Here is a 4,260-nt window from a genome sequence, read left to right as displayed (position 1 = left end):
GGATAAAGGATATATTTTATATCTTTCTTTAGAATGATATGGAATATGATCTTTTCCATGTAAATTAGTAATTACAATATTCCCCTTTGCTCTAATATCATAAGTTAAATCTATATAATATTCGTAATCAAATTTAACAAGATTAACATTAGTGTTTATAGAGTTTGGCAAATCATTTGATGCTAATGTACTAGTAATAATTAATTCACTACTTAAATGGAATAGTTTAAATGTAACATAATCATATTTACTAGAAGCATCAGCAAATTTACCAAAAGAATAGGTTTCAATTACCTTATCTAAAGTATTAAAGGTTAAATAAATTAAATCTAAACCAGTTACTGTATTAATTTTTATAGTATTTGGAAGGGTTGGAGTTGGCAACATTATTAAAGGATTATAAGTTTTTAATCCTTTTTCAGTTATTTCAAAAAATCCTTCATAGGTATCTTTATTAAAAAATCTTTTATCAATAAAAGAACTTTCTCCATCATTAGGGAAATTTTTAAATTCTATTTTTTTATTTTCTAAACAGCCTAGCTCTATAATATCACCAAAATTAAAAGATGTATTATTTAAATTATATTTAAAGAAATTAGCATTCTCATCAGCTTTAATATAAGTAGATGATTTTATATTTTTATAAGAATCTCTTAGTTTAAATAAATAATACAAAGTGTTTTTTAAGTTAGCATTAGGTAAGCTTCCAGTAGAGGTAGTAATAAATTTTTTATTATTAGAATCAAACTTTATTGAAACTATATTTTCAAAAATTATTTCTTGTGAGTCTATTGATGTAAGGGTGAGACCATCTTCAGTAATTTTAAAACTTTGTGTAGATTTATATGGAGTATAAAGTTTAGTATTTGAATTTGGGAAGTTAGTGATTTTAACTTTATCTTCTTCTTCATATTGTAAAGTTATTATATATCCAAATTGAAAATCTGTATTATTAAAATCGTTAACAAAGTTATTACCATCATCATTTCCAGAAATTAAAGATGTTTTAATTAAAGTTTTTCCATCAGTTTCATATAAAGACATTACAAAATATTTTTCTGAGCCAGCTATGTTAGTTTTAGTACCTATATTATATACTACAATTTTTTTAGCTAAAATATCAAATTGCATATACATAACTAAGTTATTGTTACTATTATTTAATAATATTTCATTAGGCAATATATATGGTATTATTTTAGATGCAGTTATTTTAAAACTTCTTGAATTTAAAGTTTGCATACCATATGAAACTCGTTTATAGGGATAATTCTCCAAAAGTACTTTATTCGAATTTAAGAAGTTTATAACTATTAAATCATTATAGCTAAAAGACTTACCATTTAATTTATTTCTAAATTTATCTCCATTTTCTTTTCCTAACAAATAGGAAGATGCTTTAATTATTGAACCATCATAATTCATTAATTGAAATTGAAAAGCTACATCATTACTTGGTCCATCATAAGAAGTACCTGTAGAAGTAACAAGTAATTTTAAATTCTTTTCATCAAAATATATTTTGGCTATTTCTTTATTACTATTAAATGAATTAAAAATAAAATTATTAGGAAGATATGGAATTGATATTAATCCTTTTTGTGTAATTTCAAATTTTTCTACATTATCTCTAATATTATATTTTTCACCAAAGTTTGGCAGAGGGAATATTTCAACTAAAGATTTATTAGAACAACCAAGTTCTAAAACATCTCCAAATTCAATATCATTTGAAATATTATAAGGCGGATTAATATTTATAAAATCACCAGTTTCATTTCTATTTATTCTTCCTTCAAATTTTATATTTTCTTGTGATGAATCAAGTATTTTAAAATAGAAGAATCTAGCAGTATTATTTATAACTCCTGTGGAATAAGTTTGTAAATAAATAATATTTGGCTGTATTTTATCAAAGTAAATAATTAAAACAGTGGAGTCATCTTTATTTTTTAATTTTATTTTATTATATTGCAGATTATGAGGTACTAATTCATTAGAGTTTACTTTAAAAAATTCTGGTTCTTCTCCAATTTTATATTCTTTTTTACCATTATAATCATTTATTATTACTCTATGAGCAAGTCTATTTGATATTCTAAATACATTAAAAAATGGTGGTGTTTGTAATTGTTTATTATTTAAACTATTGGCAAAATTTTTAGCATTTTCTTTTCCTAATATTTCAGTATATAAATTTACAGCATCTAAGGAATACTGTAAATACTGTACATATTTATCTCCAATAGGTAATTCATTTGTACATATATCCTCTGTGGAAGTAGTAAGTATGTGAACAGTAGATTTACTAATTGGTTTAATAAAATATAAGGTGGTTATGTCCTTATTATCATCATTAGTAATTCTAATTTTGCTAGAAAATAATAGGCTCTCTAATCCTGTAATTAAAATTTTAAAAATATCAGCATGAAATTTTGGAATATATAAACTTTCTTTATTTGGATAATTAGAGATTTCTATCTTATTTTTATCTTTATAAATGAGAGTTAAATTATTAAGTCCATATTTAACTCTTTGACCATTTAAAGTTTCTTTAAAAGCATTTCCACTTTCATTAGAGTTTAAATTAGCTATTAATATGTTCTTTTCATTTTCATCTTTTAAGATAAAAGTTAAATAAACTTCTGTAGAGGAAGGGTCTGCTATAATACCCGTTGAAGAAACAATAATTTTTTCAGTAAGCTCAGTAAATTGAATGGAAAGTACTTCTTCATTAGTACTAGATTTAACAGTGATTTTATTTGGTGTAAAGACTGGATGAACTCCTTTTTCAGTTATAGTAAATCTTTCAGTACGAGTACCTGTTGGCATAGTATAAATATCACCTATATTAGGATAGTTAGCTAAAATTACTTTAGTATTATCTAAATAGTTTAAATCTATAGTATCTTCATAATCAAATTTTTTATTATTTAATAGGGTTTTAAAATAATTTGCATTATTATCACTAGATATATAAGAAGAAGCTTTAGAAATTACTCCATTTTTTAAGTTAAAAGTGAAGGCCTCACTAAAAGGCTCACCATTATAGAATACATTTGTTGATTTAACAACTAATCTTTTAGTAATTTTGTTAAATTCAATCCTAGCCATTTCTTTATCTTCATCAAGGGATTTAAAAATAAAAACAGTAGTAAGCATAGGGGATGACGGATCATAAGGAGCTAAGTTTTGTGGCAATGTTAAAGGGGAAGGAGTAATTGATAAAGAATAAGGCATTAAACCATTTTCTGTAATAATGAAAGTGTCTTCTAATTCTTTTGGCGTATACATTGGTGTGTTTGAATTGGGAAAATTAGTTATTTTAATTCTATCTCTTGCTTCATATTGTAATTTTATAATATCATTATACTTAAATTTTGTATTTGAAATAGGTACACCAGTAGAATTTCCACTAATGGTATAAGAAATTTTTTCTGTTATTCCATCAGAATCATATAAAGTAAATTTAAAATAATTTTCTCCTCCTTTTGGGTCTGTTACTCTTCCTGTAGAATTAACTATCACCTCATTATTTGTAGTATAAAATGTCATAATTATTACAGGAATGTTATTAATATCATTTAATATTATATCGTTTTGAAGTTTTATAAACTGATTTGAAGGCTGTGTATTAAATGGATCAGCTCCTTCATCCACATTAGGAGCATTTATAGGCATATTTGTAATAGTGCAGTTTTCCTTTGGTACTTGAGGTGTTGCACAAGTTATAGATGTTCTTTCAGCTAATAGGAACAAGTTTACATTTTGAAAAACAGTTTTACAATCCATAAGAGATAAAAATACATCTTCAATGCAGGTTTTTATGCAATAATTATCATTAAAAGGGTCCGCATTTGGTTCAATAATAATATAAGTACAAAAAGGAACAGTAAAATTAGCAGTAAAAACAGCTTGTTCTTTTATTAAAGCTGTGTAAATAATTTTAGAACAAATAAATCCATCAATTAAAATTTTTTTGCCAGTTAAAATCATACCTTCTGCATTAGGTATAAGACTTTTAGGAGTTTCTATAATTTTAGTACTAGTTATAGAAGTATTAATATAAATTTTCTCAATTTTTTCAATAAAATATTTGTTACAATCTAGCATTAAAACATCTGCTAGGGAAATTTGAGTCCAAGGCTTATTATTAAAAGGACCATTTTTATTAGTAAATTTTTTTATATCACATAAGGATACAACTTCATAATTATTTTTATTTGAACAATTACAATACATTTTCACCCTCCTTATAGC

The 4,260-nt window shown here is 24.2% G+C and carries 1 protein-coding gene; it reads right to left on the bottom strand.

What is annotated here, in order from left to right:
- Positions 1–4,242: DUF3794 domain-containing protein (locus GBZ86_RS13235; protein ID WP_152891385.1), on the bottom strand; the 4,242-nt coding region annotated here is incomplete at its 3' end.
- Between the last annotated feature and the right edge of the window lie 18 nt (positions 4,243–4,260).

This window comes from Clostridium tarantellae, from assembly GCF_009295725.1.
Taxonomy (GTDB): Bacteria; Bacillota; Clostridia; order Clostridiales; family Clostridiaceae; genus Sarcina; species Sarcina tarantellae.
This window is presented reverse-complemented; position numbering and strand designations above follow the sequence as displayed.